Source organism: Salinicola salarius, assembly GCF_003206135.1.
GTDB classification, from domain to species: domain Bacteria; phylum Pseudomonadota; class Gammaproteobacteria; order Pseudomonadales; family Halomonadaceae; genus Salinicola; species Salinicola salarius.
In genome coordinates, this window is the sequence record NZ_PZJT01000013.1 from 111,833 (window position 1) to 133,109 (window position 21,277).

Consider the following 21,277-nt stretch of genomic DNA (forward strand, 5'->3'; position numbering starts at 1 on the left):
CCATGACAAGGGCTAAAGACATCTTTACAAGAGATCTTCAAAAGAGACCTTCACAACATCCAGGAATCCCGGGTATCGACCTAGACGTCAGACTTCAATTCTAGTGCCATCTGATACCAGTGCTTGCGACGCCCGCCCAGAAGGCGCACGACGACCGCCGCCGCATTCTTGACCGCCACCCCTTCGGCCAGCATCGCGCGGAGCAGCGCTTCGCCCTCGGCATCATCGGCAGCTTCCTCCCGGGGCGGCGCGCCAGCCAGCATGACCACGAACTCTCCCCTCGCCTGATCGGGATCTTCGTCCATGATGCTCAGCAGTTCGGCCGCGGAACCGTCGAGCAGTGTCTCGAAGGTCTTGGTCAGCTCCCGTGCCAGCACCACCTGGCGCTCGCCGACCACGGCGGCGAGATCCGCCAGCAGATCGCGAATCCGGTGCGGCGATTCGTAGAACACCCGCGTTTCTTCCCGCGATGCGCCCACCTCCAGCTGCTTCCGCCGCGGACCGGACTTGGCCGGCAGAAATCCCTCGAAGGTGAAGCGATCCGTCGGCAATCCGGCGGCGCTAAGCGCCGCGATCAGTGCGCAAGGGCCCGGGATCGGCACCACACGACACCCGGCCCGACGCAGCTCTCGCACCAGGACGAATCCCGGATCGGAGATCAATGGCGTTCCGGCATCGCTGACCAGCGCCAGCTGCGCCCCATCGGCCAGCCGTCGACGAAGCTGCTCGACCCGTGCCGCCTCATTGTGTTCGTGCAACGAGACCAGCGGCCGCTCGATACCCAGATGCCGAAGCAGACGCTGCGTATGCCGCGTATCCTCGGCCGCGATCGCATCGACCTCCGAGAGAACCCGGCCCGCCCGGGCGCTCAGGTCCTCAAGATTCCCAATCGGCGTAGCGACCACGTACAATACGCCTTCCTTTGTCTCGCTCATTCGGTACCATCCGGATTGACATGCATTCACATCGACGACCGCCACTGGCAGACTCGATGCTCAGTTTCGGCAAGGAAGCCTCCGCAAGGCCGCGATGGACGACCACAGGCCATCGATCGATAGACGCCTTCAGCGGAACGGGTAAAGGTCAATGCTTCGGGCTACGATTTATCGATAGTGGCTTCATCGATGACGGGTGTCCCGGGCGCAAGGCCTCTCAACAAGTAAAGGGAAAGACACTATGCATAACGCGCTGCGGCGACTCCTCCTGCCACTGGTGGCAACTCTGACGCTGGCAGGCTGTGCAGGCCAGAGCATGATGCAGGACATCAGCGGCCCGAGCGCCCAGGAGCTACTCCAGCAGGCCAATACCCAGAGCGGGCAACAGGCTGCCGCTTCCCGCCTCGAGGCGGCGGATATCCTAGCACGCCAGGGCGACACGGCGCAGGCACTCCAGATCGCCAGCCAGATCGACAGCACCCAGCTCGACAGCACCCAGCGAATCCGCTGGGCCATGGTGCTGTCCGACAGCGCGCTAGCCGAGGAAGATGGTCAGAGCGTGATTCGCGCCACCGATATTCTCGATAGCACGAGCGAGCTCTCGACCGGTGATCGGCAGACGTTGCGCTATCGCCGCGGTCTTGCCCTGAGCATGATCGGCGAACCGGAGGCGGCGGCCCGCCTGCTGATCGGCCTGCAGCGCGACAACGCTCCTTACGAGCTGAACGACGACGTCTGGAAGCCGCTGTCGGGTCTCAGCCCCACCGCGCTGGATGCCCTGGCTGCGACGGATAGCGACCCGGTCACTCAGGGCTGGGTGGATCTTGCCCGCCTTTACCGTACCAGCAGCGGTGATATCTCCAACCTGTTCGATCGTCTGGATCAGTGGCGTAGCCGCTATCCGAACCACCCGGCCAATCGACGACTGCCGCAGGATCTGTCGGCGTTACGCCAGCTCGAAGGCAATGAAGTCGACCAGATCGCCGTATTCCTGCCCGACAGCGGCCCGCTGGCCAATATCGCTTCGGCCATCCGCCAGGGCCTCGAAGCCCGTGCCAGCGATGCCGAAAGTCAGGGAGAACGCATCCCTCGACTGACCTTCATCGACTCCAGCCAGCAGAATCTCGATGCCCTCTACGCCCAGGCGACGATGAGCGGCGCCCAGGCGGTGATCGGCCCGCTCGACAAGGACAAGGTCAGCGAGCTGGAAACCCACGGTAGCGTGCCTCTGCCCACGCTCGCGCTGAACTATGGACAGCATGCGCACAACCAGGCGACCAACCTGTTCCAGTACGGCCTGTCAGCGGAAGACGAGGCACGCCAGGTCGCCCATCGCGCGTATCTCGACGGCCACCGCCAGGCCGGCATCATGGTTCCGGATAACGAATGGGGCTCGCGCATTCTGGCCGCGTTCTGCAACGCGTGGGAGACCGAAGGGGGCAACGTCGATTCGGTGGTCAGTTACGATCCGTCGGGATCCGTTGCCACGGCGGTGCGCAATCTGCTCGACAGCGACCCCTCGAGCATGGACATGCTGTTCCTGCTCGCACTGCCCAGCTACGCCCGCCAGGTACCGCCGACACTGGAGTTCTATTACGCTGGCGATCTACCTGTCTACGCCACCTCTCACCTCTATGAGGGCACGCCACAGCCGCGCGCCGATCATGACCTGAACGGCGTGCAGTTCCTGGACATTCCGTGGATGATTCCGGACGCGGCCGTCGGCGGTGTCGACGCCCTGCCTTTCGTTTCCACCTTCCGCCGACTATCGCAGCAAGACAGCGACCCCGGCTTGCTCAAGCTCAACGCCATGGGCGTCGACGCCTACGAGCTCGCGCGCCGCCTGCCGCTGATCCAGGCATTACCGAACACGCAGATCTTCGGCGCCACCGGTACGTTGCAGGCGCGCGACGACGGCCGCATCCAGCGCACCCTGCCCTGGGCGCTGTTCCAGTCCGGCACGCCACAACCGCTATTGATGGCACCGGCAGCCGCACCAGCCAGCTCCCCCTCGAATCCCGGCGGCGACGCTGGCAGCGTATCGCAGCAAGCGCCACGAAACGCATCCGGCAGCGATCTCAACGGATTCGCACTCGATACCGACGATGCCAGCGCCAACTGATCGTCCGACGCCAGCCAATCAGGCAGCGCCCAGCCGGCGCCAACTCGGGCAGCAGGTCGAGCAGGCTGCTGCCCGCTGGCTCGCGACACAGGGTTTGACGCTGGTTGCCAGCAACCAGCACGCCAAGGGTGGCGAGATCGATCTGGTGATGCGCGACGGCGAGCATCTCGTGTTCGTCGAGGTACGTCACCGCCAGCGCAGCGACTACGGCAGCCCGCTCGAGACGATCACGCCAGCCAAGCAGCGGCGCATCATCAAGGCCGCGCGTTTTTATCTTCATGCGCAACAGCTATCATGCCCCTGCCGCTTCGACGTCGTGGGCGTGACCGGAAGCCCTCCCCTGCTCGAATTCGACTGGATTCGCGCCGCCTTCGACGCATATTGACCCAGGCCCTAATAGGCAGCCCATGGATTTTCAGACACGCATACTCGACCTGTTCAACGCCAGCATCGACACCAAGACCTACGCCAGTGAAGTCTTGCCGCCTTTCATCGAAGTCGCCAGCCAGATGATGGTTCAGTGTCTGGTCAGCGAAGGCAAGATTCTGGCCTGCGGAAATGGGGGAAGCGCTGGCGACAGCCAGCACTTCTCCTCCGAGCTGCTCAACCGCTTCGAGCGTGAGCGCCCGAGCCTGCCGGCACTGGCCCTGACGACCGACACCTCGACCCTGACCTCGATCGCCAACGATTACAGCTATAATGATGTTTTCTCGAAGCAGATCCGGGCGCTGGGCCAGCCAGGCGACATCCTGCTGGCGATTTCGACCAGTGGCAATTCGGCCAACGTGGTCCAGGCCATCCAGGCAGCGCACGATCGGGAAATGAGCGTCGTTGCCCTGACGGGGCGCGACGGTGGAGACATGGCCTCGTTACTGGGCCAGGAAGATTGCGAAATTCGCGTTCCGGCAACCTCCACCGCACGAATTCAAGAAGTTCATCTCTTGGTCATTCACTGCTTGTGTGATCTGATCGACCAACAGCTATTTGGCAGCAACGAGTGAGACCCATGAAGAAGACACTGATCGCTTCCTCCTGTCTGATCGGCCTGCTGACGCTTGGCGGATGCGCCACCGGAAGCCAGCCAGAGAACTATGCCGAGCGTACGCCTGGCGCCAAGGTCGAAGACAGCAGCATCCAGAGCAAGATCTTCGACGCCCTCAATGCCGCGGACGCTCGTTACGGCGACGCCCACGTCAATGTCGATAGCTACAACAGCAATGTTCTGCTGACCGGGCAGGTGCCCAGCGACGAGCTCAAGCAGCGCGCCACGGAAATCGCCCGTAACGTGCGCAGCGTTCGGCAGGTCCATAACGAGCTGATGGTATCGGCCAACACACCGGTCAGTCAGCGCATGACCGACACCTGGATCACCGGGCGCATCAAGGCCAACCTGGTCGCCAACGAGGACCTGGACGCCAATCTGATTCGCGTCATTACCGAAAATGGCACGGTCTACCTGATGGGGCTCGTCACGCAACAGCAAGCCAGCCAGGCAACCGCCGCCGCCTCCGGCGTGGGCGGCGTCCAGCGCATCGTCAAGGTATTCGAATACCTCAACTAATCACTCGACGGGTCTCGACCCGCGACAAAAAAAGCCGCTGCCNNCGGCAGCGGCTTTTTGTGATCCCGGTCCGTCACTGGCATGAAAACAGGCACAGCGACAACCGCAAACGGCAGCTTACTTGACGATACGCAACGACGGCTTGCCCTTCTCCGGCCGGCTTGGCGCTTCGCCACCGCTCTCCTCGTCGGCAGATTCGGATGGCTTCGAAGAGGTGCTTTCCGAACGGTTCTCGACGCTTTCCAGCGACGGACGCCCCTCGTCTTCCCTCTCCGCCTCCTCTTCTCCATCCGAGAAGCTCGGCATGACCGGCTCCTGGCCGAAGACCATACCCACACCATTTTCGCGAGCGTAGATAGCGATCAAGGCATCCATCGGCACGACGACCTGCATCGGCTGACCGCTGAAGCGCGCCCCGAAAGTGACCGCCGCATTGTCGATCATCAAATCGCGCACGGCCGCCGGTGCGATGTTCAGCACGATCTGACCATTCTGCACGAATTGTTGCGGCACCTTGACGTTGGGCTTCCCGGCATCGACCACGATATACGGTGTTTGCTCGTTATCCAGCAACCACTCATAAAGAGCTCTTGCCAGATAGGGACGGCTAGTCAGCATGTCATCTCCTTCAGGCAGCTTACGACAGGCGCCGTTCAGCTACGCATCTCACGTTCGGATTCGGATAGCGCCACCTTGAAAGCATCACGCGCGAAGACCCGCTCCATGTAATTCATCAACGGAGCGACCTGCTTTTCCGGCAACTCGACGCCCAGTGCCGGCAGACGCCACAGGATCGGTGCGATGCAGCAATCCACCAGGGTGAACTCTTCGCTCATGAAAAACGGCATGTCTTCGAAGATGGGCGAGATCCCGGTCAGGCTTTCACGCAATTCCTTGCGCGCCTTTTCGGCGTCCTTCTTGGAACCTTGCTGGATCTGCTCTACCAGCGGACACCATTCACGCTCGATGCGATGCATCCACAGACGGCTCTGCGCACGCGCCACCGGGTAGACCGGCAACAGCGGCGGATGCGGGAAACGCTCATCGAGATATTCCATCATGACCTTGGACTCGTAGAGCACCAGATCACGATCCAGCAGCGTAGGCACGCTGTTGTAGGGATTCAGATCCGCCAGTTCAGCGTTATGCTCGTCGGCCGAGACGTCCAGGATATCGACAGCCACGCCCTTTTCCGCCAGCACGATTCTGACGCGATGGCTGAAATGATCCTCACTACCGGAGTAAAAGATCATCGACGATCGCTTGGCCACTACACCCATGAGACTTTCCTCGCATTAATTCAACGACCATGATACCACGACGGGCAACCCGGCCGGGCGCCTCGCCGACCACAGGAAGCTCGAATGCATACGTGTCACGTGCCAATAGCCACGCACCAATAACCACGTACCAACAGCAAAACGCCCGACTGAATAAGTCGGGCGTTGAGCGCAGAGGCGATCCTGCAGGATCAGCGCTTGGAGAACTGCGGACGACGACGTGCCTTGCGCAGACCCACTTTCTTACGCTCGACTTCACGAGCATCGCGGGTCACGTAGCCAGCCGCACGCAGCGGACGACGCAGCTCTTCGTTGTATTCCATCAGCGCACGCGTGATGCCGTGACGAATCGCACCGGCCTGAGCGGAACCACCACCACCCTTGACCGTGACGTAGACGTCGAACTGGCCGGTAGTCTCGGTCAGCTCCAGCGGCTGACGCACGACCATCTGCGCGGTGACGCGGCCGAAGAACTCGCCCAGCTCGCGATCGTTGATGGTGATCTTGCCGGTGCCCGGCTTGAGAAACACACGAGCGGTAGAAGTCTTGCGACGCCCGGTGCCGTAATACTGTTGTGCCATGACGGTTACCCTCAGATGTTCAGTTCTTGCGGCTGCTGCGCGGCGTGCGGATGCTCGGTACCGGCATACACCTTGAGCTTGGCGTGCATGGCACGACCCAGCGGACCTTTGGGCAGCATGCCCTTGACGGCGCCTTCGATGATTCGCTCCGGCGCATGGTCGATCAGCTTCTCGAACGACATGGTACGCAGACCGCCCGGGTAACCAGTGTGACGGTAGTAGTTCTTGGCTTGCGCCTTGTTACCGGTCACATGCACCTTCTCGGCGTTGATGACGACGATGTAATCGCCGGTATCGACGTGCGGGGTGTATTCCGGCTTGTGTTTGCCACGCAGGCGGCGAGCGATTTCTGTCGCCAGACGACCGAGCGTCTTGCCCGATGCATCAACGACATACCAATCGCGCTGCACGGTATGCGGCTTGGCACTGAACGTCTTCATGAGTGTTTCACCAAATAAGCGTATTTGGGCGTCGAAGCGAATGCTTCTCGGCCATCCCTATTTTTCTTGGGTTGCTCGTCCACCGAAGGCTGCAGAGCAGCTTCCATTCGGACGGCAACGGATCGAAGAGCGCGCATTGTACACGAGCCCGACGAGCGACGAAAGATCGACTTGCAATTTGCTACGCGACCATTCTTGGGCCACTTCTGTCGATCGGCCTCGACCTGGTTCACGGCTTGTGCGCCAGCGCCAGATAGTCCCGCGACTGCATTTCCTGAAGGCGCGACAGCGTACGCTCGAATTCGAAACTGAGGTTGCCCCCCGTGTAGAGCGATTCGACCTCGGTCTCCGCGGAGAGCAGCAGCTTGACCGCGCGATCGTAGAATTCGTCGACCATGCTGATGAAGCGCCGCGCCTGATCGTCGTTGCTCCCGCCCATGCGCGGCACATCCGACACCAGCACGGTATGAAATTCCCGCGACAGCTCGATGTAATCGTTCTGGCTGCGCGGTCCGTCGCAGAGCATCTTGAAATCGAACCAGACGACGCCTTCATGGCGACGGCGCGTCGTCAGTTTGCGATGGTTGACTGTCAGCGTCTCATCGCACTGCCCCTCGCTACCGGCCACCGAACGGAAACTCTTCGCCAGCTGCTTTTCGGCATCGGCATCGAGCGGGGAATGGAATATCTCGACCTGCTCGAGCGCTCGCAGGCGATAGTCCACGCCGGAATCGACATTGACCACCTCGCAGTGGCGCTTGAGCAGATCGATTGCCGGAAGAAACCGGCTCCGCTGCAGGCCGTCCTTGTAGAGATCGTCAGGCACGATATTCGAAGTCGCCACCAGCACGACGCCCTGCGCGAACAGCGCTTCCATGAGATTGCCCAGGATCATCGCATCGGTGATGTCCTTGACGTAGAACTCGTCGAAGCAGATCACGCGCGCCTCGCCGGCGAACTTGGCCGCGATCCGGGTCAGCGGATTCTTTTCGCCCTTGTGCACCTCGAGTTCGCGATGCACGCGCTGCATGAACCGGTTGAAGTGCGTTCGCATCTTACGATCGAACGGCAACGATTCGTAGAACACATCGACCAGGTAGGTCTTGCCGCGACCCACACCGCCCCAGAAGTAGAGTCCCATCACCTGCGGCTTCTCGGGTGCCTGGGGCTCCGATGCCTTGCGCTTGCCGAACAGTCCCGCCATCTTGGAGAGCTTCGACTCTCCGGAGACAGCGGCGGACGGCCTGGGAGCCGGGGTTCGCTGGAGATCGTCATACAGACGCTGCAGATGTTTGACGGCATTCTCCTGCGCGGCGTCGTAGCTGAAGTCATCACGTTCCAGATCGGCGCGGTAGCGAGACATCGGCGTCATGGTGTTCGAATTTGACGTCGCAGACTGGGGAGAACTCATGGCGGTATCTTGGCCTCGGTCGAAACAGGTGGCGGCATTATAACCTCCGACGAAAGTCTTGACAGTGGCAGTCAGACAAGGAAGGTTTGACCCGGTAGCCGAGCGGGTCGATATAATGGCACCGCACCGACCTTAAGAACGGTCTATGAGAAAGGTCGTGCCCAGCACGACGACGAGGAGCGCATTGTGAACGAAAGCAATATCGACTGGATTCTGGCAATCGCCTGCTTCCTGGCGGGCATCGGTATCGGCGCCCTTTGTTACCATCTGCTGAATGCCAACGTGGCCCGCAACCAGAAAGTGCGCCAGCGCTTGGCCGAGACCGAACTGGAACTCAACCAGGTCAAGGATGCCCTGAACGATCACTTTGCCAAAGTGGCCGATCTGGCTTCCAGCATTCAGCGCCAGAGCCACGATCTCGAGCAGCATCTGATCAATGGCGCGGACAAGCTGGTCGATGACCTCAAGCTGAAACGCCGGCTGCACGGCACTCAGGACGAAAGCGAAGACGTCGATGCGCCGCAGGTACCGCGTGACTACGCCGATGGCACAGGCGGCACTCTAGCCGAGGATTATGGCGTCCGTCAGCGCAAGACGGCCGAACAGCAGGATAGCGCTCCCCAGCCGCCTCGCTATTGATGTCTCCCCGTCGGCAGTCGAAACCGGCTACCGACGGGCCGTCCCATCTATCCTTCACCTTATATTCTTTCCCTTCCTATTCTTCCCTCTTCACGCCGACTTTCCTCCTTCATGCCGGCCTTCTCCCTTCACGCCGGATTGTCGATATCCACGAAACGGTGCTCGATGCCGAAGCGGCCTTTCAACCACTCGCCCAAAGCCTGGATACCGTCTCGTTCGGTGGCATGGTGCCCCGCTGCAAGGTAGGTAATGCCCATCTCGCGCGCCATGTGCGTGGTACGTTCGGAAATCTCGCCGGAAATGAAAGCGTCCACCCCCGCCTCGGCCGCCAGCGGCAGCATGTCCTGCGCGCCGCCGGTACACCAGGCCACGTTGCGGATGGTGCCAACATGCCCTTCGATCAACAGAGGCGTGCGGCCCAGCGCCTGCTCGATGCGAGCCGCAAGCGCCCGGCTATCCAGTTCGGTGTCGGGCTTGCCCATCCACAGCAGCCCCTGCCCAAGCTCGCCATCGAGACAACGCTCCACCTCGAAGCCCAGCCGCCGCCCCAGACAGGCGTTATTGCCCAGCGTGAGGTGTGCATCCAAAGGCAGGTGATAGGCCAGCAGGTTGAGATCGTTGTTCAACAAGGTAGCGAAACGACGGCGCTTCATCCCCGTCACGCTGACCGGCTCGTTCTTCCAGAAATACCCATGGTGCACCAGCACGGCATCGGCTCCCCACGCGACGGCCTCGTCCAGCAGTGCCTGACAGGCCGTCACTCCGGTCAAAATCCGGCCGATCGATTCCCGTCCCTCTACCTGCAACCCATTGACCGTGTAATCCTTGAACGCATCGGTACGCAGCTCCGTATCGATAGCCGCCTGTAGCGTCTGCCGCGAAATCATACTGTCTCCCAGCGAAAAGCCTTGGTGAATGTTACACTTGTGTCACTTGTCGCCATGGTCTCGCCCACGTTGCGAGATGTGGTGACGGACGTCGTTTCTCTAACTCGTCTCCTCTCGATCGACGAGCCTGACGTGATTGCATATTCGGTCGCTTGCCGCAGCCAGCGAGGCTCCGACAAACCGCCTTGCGGCGTCCTCGAGTCGCAAGGATGACATATCGGTTCGGTGACACGGCAACACGGATTTCACGAGACCACTCGGGTTTTCAGTCTAAGGACTCAGCACATGTGCCGCCACCTAGCCGCTTATCTGTGGCCCGCCCTTTGCGGCATTCTGCTTGCCGTCGTCTTGCTCTACGCGTTTCCTTCCTTGTTGGGACGGGGCGCACCCGAGGAGACCTCCCGGCCAGCCGGCATCGCCACCACGACCGGCTCACAGAATGCCGAACGGCCGCCACCCGATGTCGTCGACGCGCCGGCACTGGATCGTCACGAAGGCCCGGTCAGCTATTCCCGGGCCGTCAACCGCGCCGCCCCCGCGGTCGTCAACGTCTACTCGTCGCGCGTCGTCGACACCAGCCAGCACCCATTGATGTCGGACCCCTTCTTCCGCCAGTTCTATGGCAAGAACATGCCGCAGCGCCAGCGCATGCTGTCGAGCCTCGGCTCCGGCGTGGTAGTCAGCGAAGAAGGTTACATCCTGACCAACAACCACGTCATCAATGACGCCGACCAGATCCAGATCGCGCTGCGAGATGGTCGTGAAGCCATCGCCCAAGTCATCGGAACCGATCCGGACAGCGATCTGGCCGTACTCAAGATCGACCTAAAGAACCTGCCGGTCATCAAACTGAGCAATTCGGAAGACATTGCCATCGGCGACGTCACGCTGGCCATCGGCAACCCCTTTGGCGTCGGCCAGACCGTGACCATGGGCATCATCAGCGCCACCGGACGCGATCACCTCGGTCTGAGCCGTTATGAAGATTTCATCCAGACCGATGCTGCCATCAACCCGGGCAATTCCGGCGGCGCGCTGGTGGATGCCAACGGCTCTCTGATCGGTATCAATACGGCGATCTTTTCCCGCTCCGGCGGCTCGCAGGGCATCGGCTTCGCGATTCCGGCCAATCTGGCACGCGGCATCCTCGACGACATCGTGACCCACGGACGTGTCATCCGCGGCTGGCTGGGCATCGACGCCCAGCAGATGACCCCGGACCTGGCCGCCTCGTTCGGCCTCAAGACACTGAGCGGAGTCATCATCGCCAATGTGGTGCCCGGCGGCCCTGGAGACGAGGCTGGGCTAAGACCCGGCGATATTCTGCTGGCGATCGATGGCAAGCCGATCCTCGACCCGCGGGAAACCCAGGTCGACATTGCCGAAATTCCGCCCGGCGCCCAGCTCCCGCTGACCATCGTCCGGGGCGGTGAAAAGCGGGAGATCACCTTGACCGTCGGCGAGCGCCCGCAACCTGTCGAGCCCGGCCACGATGCCGCCCGTCAAGCCAATGCACCGGCGGACGCCGATGATTCAGCCTCCCCTGCGCCAGGCACCGACACGGAAGGCACCTCTCCATAGCGTCATAGGCCAGAAACGACATCGCCGCCCCGGCAAGGGCGGCGATCGAACAGGTCCGAACGGTGGTGGCTGCTCAGCGCTTGAGGCGATTCTCCGCCGAGCGTGCGTGAGCCGTCAGCGACTCCCCTCGCGCCAGCACGGAGGCGGTCCGGCCCAGCGTATCGGCTCCCTCCGGGGAGCACTGAATCAGTGAAGAGCGTTTCTGGAAATCGTAGACACCCAGCGGCGACGAAAAGCGTGCCGTGCCGGAAGTCGGCAGCACGTGGTTGGGGCCAGCACAGTAGTCACCCAGCACTTCCGCGGTGTAGCGCCCCATGAAGATCGCCCCGGCATGACGCACCTTCGCTGCCATCTCCTGCGGCGCCTCCACGGAAAGCTCCAGGTGCTCGGGAGCGATCCGGTTGATCAGCTCGACCGCCTGTTCGGGGCCGTCGCATAGCACCAGCGCGCCGCGCCGCGCCAGCGATTCACGGATGATCGCCTCGCGCTCCATGGTCGGCAGCAGCCGCTCTATGGACGCCTGGACTGCTTCGAGATGTTCGGCATCCCAGGTGACGAGAATCGCCTGCGCGTCTTCATCATGTTCGGCCTGGGAAAACAGGTCCATTGCCAGCCAGTCGGGATCGGTCCCGCCATCGGAAACGACCAGGATCTCGGAGGGACCGGCGATCATGTCGATGCCCACCTGTCCGAATACCGCGCGCTTGGCCGTCGCCACATAGATATTGCCCGGCCCGACGATCTTGTCGACCCGAGGAACGCTCCGAGTGCCATGAGCCAGCGCCGCCACGGCCTGGGCGCCACCCAGCGTGAACACCCGGTCGACCCCGGCAAGGTGCGCCGCGGCCAGTACCAGTTCGTTGACGATGCCATCCGGCGTCGGCACGACCATGATGATCTCGCGCACGCCGGCGACGTGCGCCGGCACGGCATTCATCAGTACCGACGAGGGATAGGCGGCCTTGCCACCGGGTACGTAGATACCGACCCGATCGAGCGGTGTCACCTTCTGGCCCAGCACGGTGCCATCCGGCTCGCTGTACTGCCAGGATTCCGGCTTCTGGCGCTCATGGTAGAGCCGGATGCGCTCGGCGGCATGCCGCAGCGCCTCGCGCTGTTCCGTCGGCACGCTCTCGAATGCCGCCTCGAGACGTGCCGGGCCGATCGTCAGCTCGGACATGTCGGTGGCGGACAGACGGTCGAAACGGTTGGTGTACTCGATCACGGCGTCGTCACCGCGCTGGCGAACGGCGGCAATAATCTCCGCGACCCGCTCCCCGACCTCATGGTCGGAGACACCTTCCCAGGCCAGCAGTGACTCGAGACGCGTATCGAAATCGGTATCCCGCGTGGTGAGGCGGGCAATGGTAGTCGTTTGGCTCATCTTTGCATTCTCTCTACGTTCGGCCGATCGCCGTCCACCGACCGGCACGCCAGGCACGCCTGACGGATCGACGTCTCAGGCGGCCGGAAGACGCGATGCCACGGCTTGACGCAGGCGCTCGATCAGCGGCCTCAACCGCTCGTGTTTCATCGTCATCGACGCCTTGTTGACCACCAGTCGCGTGCTGATGTTCTCGATCAATTCACGCGGTTCCATGCCATTGGCGCGCAGGGTGTTGCCGGTATCGACGATATCGACGATCTCGTCCGCCAGGTTCATCAACGGCGCCAGTTCCATCGCCCCGTAGAGCTTGATCACTTCGGCCTGGATGCCCTGCTCCGCGTAATAGCGGCGCGCCACATTGACGAACTTGGTCGCGACTCGCCGCTTGGCATGCGCCGGTTGCGCACCCACGATACCCGCCGTCATCAAGCGGCAGCGTGAAATCCCCAAATCGAGCGGCTCGTAGAGTCCCTCGGCACCATGCTCCAGCAGAACGTCCTTGCCGGCTACGCCAAGATCGGCCGCGCCCAGTTGCACGTAGGTCGGCACATCCACGGCACGAATGACCACCAGCTTGACGTCCGGCAGATTGGTATCGAACAGCAGCTTGCGGCTCTTGCCGAAATCGTCCGCCGGCGTGATGCCCGCATCCGCCAGCAGCGGCAGGGTCTCTTCGAGGATACGGCCCTTGGACAGGGCCAGAATCAGTTGGTTGCTCATGTTCTCTCTTGCCGTCGCCTAGGGTCCGTTGTCATTTCAGCGCGAACCGCGTTGCTGCGCCAAATGGTGCCAGGCCAGGCGCGGAATGCAGAGCAGGGTGGTTCCCTTTTCCAATCCCGCAACGCCGCATGGCACCATTTGCCGCACAATCCGAAGGGCCGGGCCAGTTTTTGCACGGCGCTGCGTTATTCGTCGCTCATTGGGAACGACCAAATCACACTCCTCACGCCTTGCCCCGAACAAAAGCTGGCTCCGGCGCGGCCGTGCATGAAACGGCAACAGACCCTAACCCGGCACGCGACGAATGCGCGCGCCCAGTAGCTGCAATTTCTCTTCGATGCACTCGTAGCCGCGGTCGATGTGATAGATCCGGTCTACCATCGTCTCACCCTGAGCCACCATCGCCGCGATGACCAGGCTTGCCGAAGCCCGCAGATCGGTCGCCATCACCGGCGCGCCGGACAGCTTTTCGACACCGGTCACGACCGCCGTGTTGCCCTCGAGAGCGATATGCGCCCCCATGCGATTGAGCTCCTGCACGTGCATGAAGCGGTTCTCGAAGATCGTCTCGACCACCGTGCCGGTCCCTTCGGCCACCGCATTCAGCGCCACGAACTGCGCCTGCATGTCGGTGGGGAAAGCCGGATAGGGCGCGGTACGAAGGTTGACGGCCTTGGGCCGGCGCCCGCCCATGTCGAGCTCGATCCAGTCCTCGCCGGTGGTGATGGTCGCCCCGGCTTCCTCGAGCTTGGCCAGCACCGCCTCCATGATGTCCGCGCGGGTCTTGCGCACGCGAACCCGCCCACCGGTCGCGGCGGCGGCGACGAGAAACGTCCCCGTCTCGATACGGTCCGGCATCACATCATAGTGGCAGCCGTGGAGGCGCTCGACACCTTCGATGGTGATGGTATCGGTGCCCTGCCCACGGATATTGGCGCCCATGGCGACCAGGCACTCGGCCAGATCGACCACTTCCGGCTCGCGCGCGGCATTTTCGAGGATCGTCGTGCCCTCGGCCAGCGTGGCCGCCATCAGCAGATTCTCGGTGCCGGTCACGGTCACGGTATCGAAGAAGATCGTGGCACCCTTGAGCCGGCCATCGACGCGGGCTCGGATGTACCCCCCCTCGACGGTAATGTCGGCCCCCATCGCCTCGAGCCCTCGGATATGCAGGTCGACCGGCCGGGAGCCGATGGCGCAGCCCCCCGGCAGCGACACGTCGGCGGTACCGAAATGCGCCAGCAGCGGACCGAGCACCAGAATCGAAGCGCGCATCTTCTTGACTAATTCATAAGGTGCGTGGCAATCGCGCACCTGTGAACCGTCGATCTGGATGCTCATTTTCTCGCCCATGACCGGCTCGATGCCCATTCGACCGAGCAGTTCGAGCGTCGTGGTGATGTCCTGAAGGTGCGGCAGGTTGCCGATGGTAACGGGCTCGTCGGCAAGTAGCGTCGAGGCCAGAATCGGCAGCGCGGAATTCTTCGCCCCGCTGGCCCAGACCTCGCCATCGAGCGGCCCATTACCGGTGATGATCAGCTTGTCCATGAAGGTTCGCTATAGAATCGAATAGAGATGACCGGCCCGAGAGGCCCAGAAGGAAGATCAGACGCCGGGATTCTCGGGCGCCGTTTCCCACTGGGCAGGCGTATACGTCTTGATGCTGATGGCGTGCAGCGCGCCGGAGGCGATCTCGTCGGCCAGGGCACCGTAGATCAGTTGCTGGCGCTTGACCGGGCTCATGCCCTCGAAAACCTCGCCCACGGCGATGACCTGAAAGTTGCAGCCTTCGCCCTGGATATGAAATTCACAGCCATCGATCTGACTTTCGAGACGGCTTTTGACATCGCTGGGTTGCATGACGATCGGGCTCCCTTGTGGCTGCTGCGCCGGATGCGCAGGGAAAGCGCCACATGGTAGCGGAAAGCGCCCCGTCTTGGCGATCTTGGCGGCGTGCAAAAACGCCGCAAGCCACCGTTTCACTCAAGGACTGCGGATCGTGTATCTAACGCGGTGTCTGCATCGGTTCGACGCAGGTCGTCTCGACGGCCGGCAGCAGCGGCGCCAGTTCCGTGATATCCATCAGCCGTTTCAAGGCCGATGACAGCGCCACCCGCTGCAGGCTCAGCGAGTGACGCTGCACGCTACGCACCCACACCAGCAGCACGCTGAGTACCGCGCTGCTGGGGATCTGCACGCCGGTCAGGTCGAAGGAGACCTTGGCGCTTTCCGGCTGATCCGCCAGCCAGTGGCGCCCCGCCTGGGCCAGCGGGCCAGCGCTGTCGAAGTCCGCCTCGCCGCGAATCGTCAGCACGTTGCCGTCGACGACTTCCAGCGTGGCGTCCTCGCGTTCGAGCAGCAGACTCACGCGTCGCCGCCCTTTTCAAGCTCGTCGGTACCGACTTCCGGCGCCCAGTTGTTGATCACGGTCTCGATGTCACGATTGTTGTCACGCATCGACTGATCGAACTGGTTACGGAACGTCAGGCCGAGGTTGATGCCATTGACGATCACGTTGATCACCTTCCACTGGCCATCGTTCTGGCGCAGCGTGAAATTGACCGGGAAGGTTTCACCACTGGTGGAAACCACCTCCATGGGGACCGATGCCTGATCCTCGTAGCGTCCGGCGTTCTCGCTCTCCTTCACCCGGAGCGTCTGGTAGTCGAACGTCACCAGCCCCTTGGCATAGGTGTCGATCAATGTCTTGCGGAAGACGTTGACGAACCGAGACCGCTGCTCCGGCGTGGCACCACGGAAATAGCGCCCCATGACGCTGGCGCCGATGTAACGGAAATCGGCCACTTCCGCCATGTTGGTATCGACGAGCTTGGCGAGCTCACCATCGTGCTGAGCATAGTAGTCCTTCTTGCCCTCCAGCTCGGACATCAGCGAATCGACACTCTGCTGAATCACCTGGGTCGGCGATTGCTGGGCCTGGGCCACCGGCGCGACGCTCGCCAGACACATCGCAACGAGGGCAACACCCGCCATCCAGGCCCTGCTCAGGCCTGAGACGCGCTTCGGCGCCGCCGAGTCATACCGCGCAAAACTCATTTTCATCATCGACTCCTCATCTGAAATCAATTGGCCATGTTCGACACGAACTGCTGGATGAGTTCCTCCAGCACCAGCGCCTGCTGGGTGTCGTGGATGACATCACCGTCATGCAGCATCTCCGGCGCCCCGCCCACGGTCAGGCCGATGTACTGCTCGCCCAGCAGGCCGGAGGTCAGAATGGCCGCGGTGGTGTCATTGGAAAGCTTGCCTTCGTATTCCGAATCCAGCTCCATGGTGACCTTGGCATCGAACCACTTGGGGTCGAGCTGGATATTGGTCACCTTGCCGACGCGCACACCGGACATGGTGACCTTGGATTGCGGCCGCAACCCGCCAATGTTGGCGAAATTGGCCGTCAGCGTGAAGGTGTCGTTGGGCACGCCAACGCCCAGACCGCTGACCCTGAGCCCGAGGAACACCAGCCCCAGAATGCCTGCCAGCATGAAAATGCCGACGCCCAGTTCCAACAAGTTGTTGCGCTTCATCCGAGGTCTCCAAACATCAGCGCGGTGAGCACGAAATCGAGGCCCAATACCGCCAGCGAGGCGTATACCACCGTGCGGGTGGTCGCGCGCGAAATACCTTCCGAGGTGGGAATCAGGTCATAGCCCTGGAAGACCGCGATCCAGGTCACGACCAGCCCGAACACCAAGCTCTTGATCATGCCGTTGAGCACATCGTCGACGAAGTCGACGCTGTCCTGCATGTTGCTCCAGTAGGAGCCCTCGTAGACGCCGAGCCAGTCGACGCCGACCAGATACCCGCCCCAGATGCCGACCACGGCGAACATCACCGTCAGAATGGGCAACGAGACGAAACCGGCCCAGAGTCGAGGCGCCACGATGCGACGCAGCGGATCGACGCCGATCATCTCCATGCTGGTGAGCTGCTCGGTGGCTTTCATCAGGCCGATTTCGGCGGTCAGCGCCGATCCCGCACGGCCGGCGAACAGCAGCGCGGCGACCACGGGAGCCAGCTCACGAACCAACGACAACGCCACCATCTGCCCCAGCGCCTCGTCGGCGCCAAAGCCGACCAGGATGGTAAAGCCCTGTAGCGCCAGCACCATGCCGATGAACAGCCCCGACACCAGCACGATCGCCCCCGACATCACGCCGACAAAGTGCATCTGTCGGACCCAAAGATGAAAGCCCTCGCGAGACGGCAGGCAAACGATCGACTGGATCAGAAACAGCCCGGCCCGGCCGATCGAACTCACGATATCGAGCGTCGCCCGCCCGAGCGCATGGATATGTCGCATCATGAGAACTGCCCCGCCGGCGCCAGGATGTCGTCGAAGAAATCCGGTGCCGGGTAATGGAACGGCACCGGGCCGTCGGGTTCGCCATGCACGAACTGTTTCACATGGGCGTCATCATTGACGTCCAGCGTCTGCGGAGTGCCGTGCGCCATGACCTTGCCATCGGCGATGATGTAGACGTAGTCCGCGATCGACAGCGTCTCCTTGATGTCATGGGAGACCATCACGGCGGTCAGCCCAAGCGCCTGGTTGACCTTCTTGATCAACTGCACCAATACCCCCATCGAAATCGGATCCTGGCCGACGAAAGGTTCGTCGTAGAGCACCAGATCCGGATCCAGCGCCACCGCGCGAGCCAGCGCCACCCGTCGAGCCATGCCGCCGGACAGTTCGGATGGCATCAGATGGCGTGCGCCACGCAACCCGACCGCCTGAAGCTTCATCAGCACGATGTCACGCACCATGGCGTTCGGCAGCTCGGTATGTACACGCAGCGGAAACGCGACGTTCTCGAACACGTCGAGGTCCGAAAACAGTGCGCCGCTCTGAAACAGCATGCCCATGCGACGGCGCAGCTTGAAAAGCGAACGCCGCGATAGCTGGTGTACGTCCTGGCCGTCGATCAGAACCTGCCCCCTGTCCGGCACCAGCTGACCACCGATCAACTTCAGCAGTGTCGTCTTGCCGGTTCCGCTGGGCCCCATGATGGCGGTTATCTTGCCGAGCGGAATCTGCAAGTCGACACCACGGAAGATATCCGTGTTGCCGCGGGAAAAATGCAGATCCTTGACCTCGACCATAATCGGATCATCCATGCAGCATCCACCAATCCAGTGAGATCAATTATCGAACATTGTATCCTAACCTTGACGGTAGCGACCAGCCGTCACTGAACAACCGTTACACCTGCTATCCTGCAAAGGGACGAACTATCCTGCAAAGGGACGAATCATTAGACGATCGAAGGTATACTCTTGCGTATCGCGCCGCGCCGAAATCGCTCTGCGCCCACCATTCCACGACCGACATTCATGCCATGACCGATCCCCGAGTCGCTTCCGCCGTGTCCCAGAGCGAACCCGCTAAGCTAGATTTTCGCGCCAGCGCCAGACGTACGCTGACACTGGAACAGCAGGCCATTGGTGAACTCGTCGAGAAACTCGACGACTGTTTCGACGCTGCCTGTAGATTGCTGCTCGACTGTCGTGGCCGCCTCATCGTGACCGGCATGGGGAAGTCCGGCCATGTCGCCCGCAAGATGGCAGCCACCCTGGCCAGCACCGGCTCGCCAGCGTTCTACGTACACCCCGGCGAAGCCAGCCACGGCGATCTCGGCATGATTACCGGCGACGACGTGGTCATCGCCCTGTCCAATTCGGGCGAAACTCAGGAAATCACCGGCCTGCTCCCGCTGTTCAAGCGCCTCGGCGCGCCGCTGGTCAGCTTGACCGGCCGGCCGGCATCCACCCTGGCGCGCTACAGCGACGTGCATATCGATGTTGGCGTCTCCCGCGAAGCCTGTCCCCACGATCTCGCGCCGACCTCTTCCACCACCGCCGCGCTGGCGATGGGCGACGCGCTGGCGCTGGCGCTGCTCGAGGCGCGCGGTTTCAGCGCCGACGATTTCGCCCTCTCGCATCCGGGCGGCACGCTCGGCAAACGCCTGCTGCTGCGCGTCGCCGACCTCATGCACGAAGGCAGCCGACTCCCCAGCGTTCCCACCGGCAGCCCGTTGCGAGAGGCGCTGCTGGAGATGACGCTCAAGGGCATGGGGTTCACCTGCGTCGTCGATGAACGCGGCCTGCTGGTCGGTGTCTATACCGACGGCGATCTGCGCCGAACGCTCGACCAGCGCGGCGATTTCACCCTGCTTCGTGTCGACGACGTCATGACCCGGGGTGGCAAGACGGCGACGCCCGACATGCTGGCCGCGGAAGCGGTAAGGATCATGGAGGACAATCGGATCACCGCACTGGCCGTGATCGAAGAGGGTGTCCCCGTGGGAGCGCTTCACATGCACGACCTGCTGAGAAGCGGAGTCATCTGATTCGTCGTCGAACATCCGATTCATCGTCGAACATCTGATTCGTCGTCGACGTTGTACCCTGATGGCATCGTCTCAATGAAATGGCCATGTCGTTTCCAGCACCCGGACAACGATGCGGTTCGAGCCGTCAGAGCCCATAGATGCATCAATGCCAGTTCGATCAAGGCTTTCGTTTAAGACAAGGAGCAACCGTGGCCAAGACAGCCGGATTTCAGTCACCCTGGTGGCGGCGCCTCGGCCTGTTGGCGCTACTGCTGATACTGGGTGGCGGGCTGACCTATCTGGATCAGCGCGGCGAAGACCAGCAGGAGTCCGCCACCAGCAACACGGCGGGCGGCGAGCCCGACTACTACCTCGAAGATGCCAGCATGACGCGCTTCGATGCGCAGGGGCGTGCCTATCAACGCCTGGATACGCCGCGGCTGGTACACACGCCTGCAGACGACGTCATTCGTACCGAGACACCCCACGGCTACCTCATCGACGACCAGCAGCGCCAATGGCAGGTGACCAGCGATACCGGCCAGTTGAGCCGGGGCGGCGAACAGCTGACGCTGGAAGGCAATGCACGTCTGGTACAACCCGAACAGGCATGGAGCCTGGAAACGCAGACACTGCATTACGACAATCGCGAAGCCCACGCATGGAGTGACACGTCTTCCGTGTTACGTCAGCATGACCAGCGCATGCGCGGTGATCGCTTCGACGCCTGGATCGACGAAGACCGCATGCGCCTGACCGACAACGTGCAGGGGTACCTGCCACAGCAATCCCAATCACAGCAATCCCAGTCACAGCAATCTGAGGATCAAGGATCATGAGGCGAGAACTCGGCCAACTCCTGGTGCTTACCGCGCTGGGCTTCACCAGCCTTCCGACCATGGCACTGGAAAGCGATGCCAGCGCGCCGATCGAGATCGCCGCCGACCAGCTCGAGCTCGACGACCGTCAGGGTACCGCGGTCTATACCGGCAGCGTCGACATTCAGCAAGGCAGCATGAACCTGAAGGCCGCACGCGTGGACATCCAGCGAGCCGACGACGGCCAGGTCAGCCAGGTCACAGCCAAGGGCGGCGGTGGCGAGCGCGCCTATCTCGAACAGCGGCCGGCCCCCGACGAAGCGATCGTCAAGGGGTGGGGCGATACCGTCATCTATCATGCCGCCGAGCGCCGCGTGGAACTGGTCGGCAACGCCGAACTGCATCAGGCCGGCGACACCTTCGATGGCGCCTACGTCGAATACTATCTCGACTCGCGCCGCGTCCAGGCTCGTTCCAGCCAGGACGGCGACGGCAGCGGCGACGGTCGCGTTCGCATGACCCTCACGCCGCGCAACGCTTCCGAGCAGCCGTCCCAATAGTTCTT

At 62.2% G+C, this 21,277-nt stretch carries 25 protein-coding genes; 9 read left to right on the forward strand and 16 right to left on the reverse strand.

Translation table 11 applies throughout. The features are described 5' to 3' along the window. Window positions 1-80: 80 nt before the first annotated feature. Window positions 81-935: a 16S rRNA (cytidine(1402)-2'-O)-methyltransferase gene (gene rsmI / locus DOM32_RS13155; protein ID WP_110635202.1), complete on the reverse strand. Its 855-nt coding sequence runs from the start codon at window positions 933-935 to the stop codon at window positions 81-83. A gap of 241 nt (window positions 936-1,176) precedes the next feature. On the opposite strand from rsmI, the gene DOM32_RS13160 reads away from it, so the two are divergent. Genes DOM32_RS13160 through DOM32_RS13175 form a run of 4 tightly spaced genes read left to right on the forward strand, consistent with a single transcriptional unit; the run spans window position 1,177 to window position 4,618 of the window. Next, window positions 1,177-3,057, forward strand: a complete 1,881-nt coding sequence (locus DOM32_RS13160) for a penicillin-binding protein activator (RefSeq protein WP_110635205.1) — start codon at window positions 1,177-1,179, stop codon at window positions 3,055-3,057. Beyond that, window positions 3,041-3,442, forward strand: coding sequence for a YraN family protein (locus tag DOM32_RS13165; RefSeq protein ID WP_110635208.1), 402 nt, complete (start codon window positions 3,041-3,043; stop codon window positions 3,440-3,442). Before DOM32_RS13160 ends, DOM32_RS13165 begins: the two co-directional genes overlap by 17 nt. Before the next feature lie 22 nt (window positions 3,443-3,464). Continuing rightward, window positions 3,465-4,058, forward strand: a complete 594-nt coding sequence (locus DOM32_RS13170; RefSeq protein ID WP_071232878.1) for a phosphoheptose isomerase — start codon at window positions 3,465-3,467, stop codon at window positions 4,056-4,058. 5 nt (window positions 4,059-4,063) lie between these two features. Then, window positions 4,064-4,618, forward strand: coding sequence for a BON domain-containing protein (locus tag DOM32_RS13175; RefSeq protein WP_071232879.1), 555 nt, complete (start codon window positions 4,064-4,066; stop codon window positions 4,616-4,618). 117 nt (window positions 4,619-4,735) lie between these two features. Here DOM32_RS13175 and DOM32_RS13180 read toward each other — a convergent pair whose 3' ends face one another. The 5 genes from DOM32_RS13180 to zapE all read right to left on the reverse strand — a co-directional run bounded on the left by DOM32_RS13180 (window position 4,736) and on the right by zapE (window position 8,330). Continuing rightward, window positions 4,736-5,236 (reverse strand): ClpXP protease specificity-enhancing factor, encoded by a 501-nt coding sequence (locus tag DOM32_RS13180; protein ID WP_110635211.1) that lies wholly within the window; start codon window positions 5,234-5,236, stop codon window positions 4,736-4,738. Window positions 5,237-5,271: 35 nt separating this feature from the next. Then, window positions 5,272-5,898: a glutathione S-transferase N-terminal domain-containing protein gene (locus DOM32_RS13185; RefSeq protein WP_110635214.1), complete on the reverse strand. Its 627-nt coding sequence runs from the start codon at window positions 5,896-5,898 to the stop codon at window positions 5,272-5,274. A 191-nt stretch (window positions 5,899-6,089) separates the two neighbouring features. Continuing rightward, window positions 6,090-6,479, reverse strand: a complete 390-nt coding sequence (gene rpsI, locus DOM32_RS13190; RefSeq protein ID WP_071232882.1) for a 30S ribosomal protein S9 — start codon at window positions 6,477-6,479, stop codon at window positions 6,090-6,092. Window positions 6,480-6,490: 11 nt separating this feature from the next. Next, the gene (rplM, locus tag DOM32_RS13195) at window positions 6,491-6,919 is read right to left on the reverse strand and encodes a 50S ribosomal protein L13 (RefSeq protein WP_071232883.1); all 429 of its coding nucleotides are present in this window, start codon (window positions 6,917-6,919) and stop codon (window positions 6,491-6,493) included. A gap of 229 nt (window positions 6,920-7,148) precedes the next feature. Continuing rightward, window positions 7,149-8,330 carry a cell division protein ZapE gene (gene zapE / locus DOM32_RS13200; RefSeq protein ID WP_244179922.1) on the reverse strand — a complete coding sequence of 394 codons (1,182 nt, stop codon included), beginning with the start codon at window positions 8,328-8,330 and terminating at the stop codon, window positions 7,149-7,151. A 186-nt stretch (window positions 8,331-8,516) separates the two neighbouring features. Between zapE and DOM32_RS13205 the strand changes: the two genes are divergently transcribed. Continuing rightward, window positions 8,517-8,969 carry a Z-ring associated ZapG family protein gene (locus DOM32_RS13205; RefSeq protein ID WP_071232885.1) on the forward strand — a complete coding sequence of 151 codons (453 nt, stop codon included), beginning with the start codon at window positions 8,517-8,519 and terminating at the stop codon, window positions 8,967-8,969. A gap of 128 nt (window positions 8,970-9,097) precedes the next feature. Here the strand turns inward: DOM32_RS13205 and DOM32_RS13210 are convergent, their stop codons facing one another. After that, window positions 9,098-9,856, reverse strand: a complete 759-nt coding sequence (locus tag DOM32_RS13210; protein WP_110635217.1) for a Nif3-like dinuclear metal center hexameric protein — start codon at window positions 9,854-9,856, stop codon at window positions 9,098-9,100. 285 nt (window positions 9,857-10,141) lie between these two features. On the opposite strand from DOM32_RS13210, the gene DOM32_RS13215 reads away from it, so the two are divergent. Then, entirely contained in the window at window positions 10,142-11,437 is a 1,296-nt protein-coding gene (locus DOM32_RS13215) for a Do family serine endopeptidase (RefSeq protein WP_110635219.1), read from the forward strand. Window positions 11,438-11,510: 73 nt separating this feature from the next. Here DOM32_RS13215 and hisD read toward each other — a convergent pair whose 3' ends face one another. The 9 genes from hisD to DOM32_RS13260 form a co-directional block, all read right to left on the reverse strand. After that, window positions 11,511-12,821 carry a histidinol dehydrogenase gene (hisD, locus tag DOM32_RS13220; RefSeq protein ID WP_071232887.1) on the reverse strand — a complete coding sequence of 437 codons (1,311 nt, stop codon included), beginning with the start codon at window positions 12,819-12,821 and terminating at the stop codon, window positions 11,511-11,513. A 75-nt stretch (window positions 12,822-12,896) separates the two neighbouring features. After that, on the reverse strand, window positions 12,897-13,544 hold the full coding sequence (hisG, locus tag DOM32_RS13225) for an ATP phosphoribosyltransferase (RefSeq protein ID WP_071232888.1): 648 nt from the start codon (window positions 13,542-13,544) through the stop codon (window positions 12,897-12,899). Window positions 13,545-13,829: 285 nt separating this feature from the next. Further along, window positions 13,830-15,092: a UDP-N-acetylglucosamine 1-carboxyvinyltransferase gene (gene murA / locus DOM32_RS13230; protein WP_110635222.1), complete on the reverse strand. Its 1,263-nt coding sequence runs from the start codon at window positions 15,090-15,092 to the stop codon at window positions 13,830-13,832. 57 nt (window positions 15,093-15,149) lie between these two features. Then, complete coding sequence (locus DOM32_RS13235) at window positions 15,150-15,404, reverse strand: BolA family protein (protein ID WP_110635225.1); 255 nt, start codon at window positions 15,402-15,404, stop codon at window positions 15,150-15,152. Window positions 15,405-15,549: 145 nt separating this feature from the next. Further along, a complete protein-coding gene (locus DOM32_RS13240) occupies window positions 15,550-15,912 on the reverse strand; it encodes an STAS domain-containing protein (protein ID WP_110635228.1) in 363 nt (120 codons plus the stop codon). Next, a complete protein-coding gene (locus tag DOM32_RS13245) occupies window positions 15,909-16,601 on the reverse strand; it encodes an MlaC/ttg2D family ABC transporter substrate-binding protein (RefSeq protein ID WP_416221232.1) in 693 nt (230 codons plus the stop codon). Before DOM32_RS13245 ends, DOM32_RS13240 begins: the two co-directional genes overlap by 4 nt. Before the next feature lie 26 nt (window positions 16,602-16,627). Further along, entirely contained in the window at window positions 16,628-17,089 is a 462-nt protein-coding gene (gene mlaD / locus DOM32_RS13250; RefSeq protein ID WP_087717932.1) for an outer membrane lipid asymmetry maintenance protein MlaD, read from the reverse strand. Beyond that, window positions 17,086-17,868, reverse strand: a complete 783-nt coding sequence (gene mlaE / locus DOM32_RS13255) for a lipid asymmetry maintenance ABC transporter permease subunit MlaE (RefSeq protein ID WP_110635231.1) — start codon at window positions 17,866-17,868, stop codon at window positions 17,086-17,088. The genes mlaD and mlaE overlap by 4 nt, the downstream gene beginning before the upstream one ends. Next, entirely contained in the window at window positions 17,865-18,680 is an 816-nt protein-coding gene (locus DOM32_RS13260; RefSeq protein ID WP_071232894.1) for an ATP-binding cassette domain-containing protein, read from the reverse strand. The genes mlaE and DOM32_RS13260 overlap by 4 nt, the downstream gene beginning before the upstream one ends. Window positions 18,681-18,901: 221 nt before the next feature. Between DOM32_RS13260 and DOM32_RS13265 the strand changes: the two genes are divergently transcribed. The 3 genes from DOM32_RS13265 to lptA all read left to right on the forward strand — a co-directional run bounded on the left by DOM32_RS13265 (window position 18,902) and on the right by lptA (window position 21,272). Next, a complete protein-coding gene (locus DOM32_RS13265; protein ID WP_110635234.1) occupies window positions 18,902-19,912 on the forward strand; it encodes a KpsF/GutQ family sugar-phosphate isomerase in 1,011 nt (336 codons plus the stop codon). Between the two features lie 191 nt (window positions 19,913-20,103). Beyond that, window positions 20,104-20,733, forward strand: a complete 630-nt coding sequence (gene lptC, locus DOM32_RS13270) for an LPS export ABC transporter periplasmic protein LptC (RefSeq protein WP_244179923.1) — start codon at window positions 20,104-20,106, stop codon at window positions 20,731-20,733. Further along, a complete protein-coding gene (lptA, locus tag DOM32_RS13275) occupies window positions 20,730-21,272 on the forward strand; it encodes a lipopolysaccharide transport periplasmic protein LptA (RefSeq protein WP_110635240.1) in 543 nt (180 codons plus the stop codon). Before lptC ends, lptA begins: the two co-directional genes overlap by 4 nt. Window positions 21,273-21,277: the final 5 nt, after the last annotated feature.